Source organism: Streptomyces prasinopilosus, from assembly GCF_001419695.1.
Taxonomy (GTDB): Bacteria; Actinomycetota; Actinomycetes; order Streptomycetales; family Streptomycetaceae; genus Streptomyces; species Streptomyces prasinopilosus.
On sequence record NZ_LIRG01000598.1, the window covers coordinates 1 to 1,244 of the forward strand.

Sequence of the window (1,244 nt, forward strand, 5' to 3'; positions counted from 1 at the left end):
CCGGTCCCACGGCCCACACCGAACCGGGCTCCATCGATTCCGGTCCTGGCCCCGGCTCCGGTCCCGGCCCCGGGCCAGACTCCGGCTCCGGCTCCGGCGGCAGGCTACGGAAGGAAGCGACGTGAGGATCGAGAAATGGGTCGTCCGGGAGCATGCCGCGGGCACCCCGCCCGTGGAGCGGGTCTACGAGAAGGTGACCGAGGAGGTCACGGTCGACCTGGCCCCGGACGAGATGCTGTTGCGGACCCGCTACGTGTCGGTCGACCCCTACCTCCACGGCATCGCCCTGGACACGCCCCTGGGCGACCACATGGGCGCGGACTCGATCATGGAGGTGCTGGAGGCGGGCCCGCGCGCCTCGCACCGGCCCGGCGACCTGGTGCAGGGATTCGGGGGCTGGCGATCGCACGTGGTCAGCACCGGCCGGGCGGTGCTGTGGCAGACCGGGACCTTTCCGATGGTGTTCCCCGCCTACCGCCGGCTGGACCCGTCCCGGTACGACGATTCGCTGCCGCTGCCCACCGCGCTCAGCGCGATGGGCGGCCCGGGCATGACCGCCTGGGGCACCCTCTCGACCTTCCTGCGGGTGGAGCAGGGCAACACGCTGGTGGTCAGCGGAGCCTCGGGAGCCGTCGGCAGCCTGGTCGGGCAGCTCGCCCGGCTGGCCGGGGCCCGGGTGGTCGGCACCACGTCCAGCCCGGCGAAGCGGGAGCACCTGACCGGGCTCGGGTTCGACGAGGTGGTGCTGTACCGGCAGGGCGACGGCGTGGACCGGGTCCGCGAAGCCCTGCTGCGGGCCGCCCCCGGGGGAGTCGACCGTTACTTCGACAACCTGGGCGGGGCGGTGACCGACGCCGTCTTCTCCATGCTCAACGTCGACAGCCGGGTGGCGGTGTGCTGGCAGTGGGCCACGCAGGTGGGCGGCGATGCGGTGGGTCCGCGGCTGCTGCCCTACATCATGTTCCCCCGGACGACGGTGCGCGGCATCTTCTCCCTCGAATGGTTCACCGACGACAACTGGCGGGCGCTGCACGCCGATCTGGGTGACCTGATCCGGCGTAAGGAAGTGGTCTGCCACCACACGGTGCACCACGGCTTCGACGCCGTCCCGGACGCCTACCGCAGCCTGTACCACGGCCGCGGGAGCAGCCTCGGCAAGGTCCTCGTCGCCCTGTGACCCGAAGCGCCGGACGACCGCTGCCCCGCCGGCCCGCAGCAGCCCCCGGCCGGCGGGGCAGCGGTCG

Annotated in this window: 1 protein-coding gene; it reads left to right on the forward strand. The window is 73.0% G+C overall.

Annotated elements, in window-relative coordinates; translation table 11 throughout:
• Positions 1-121 precede the first annotated feature (121 nt).
• Complete coding sequence (locus AOK18_RS22985) at positions 122-1,177, forward strand: MDR family NADP-dependent oxidoreductase (protein WP_055695568.1); 1,056 nt, start codon at positions 122-124, stop codon at positions 1,175-1,177.
• Positions 1,178-1,244: the final 67 nt, after the last annotated feature.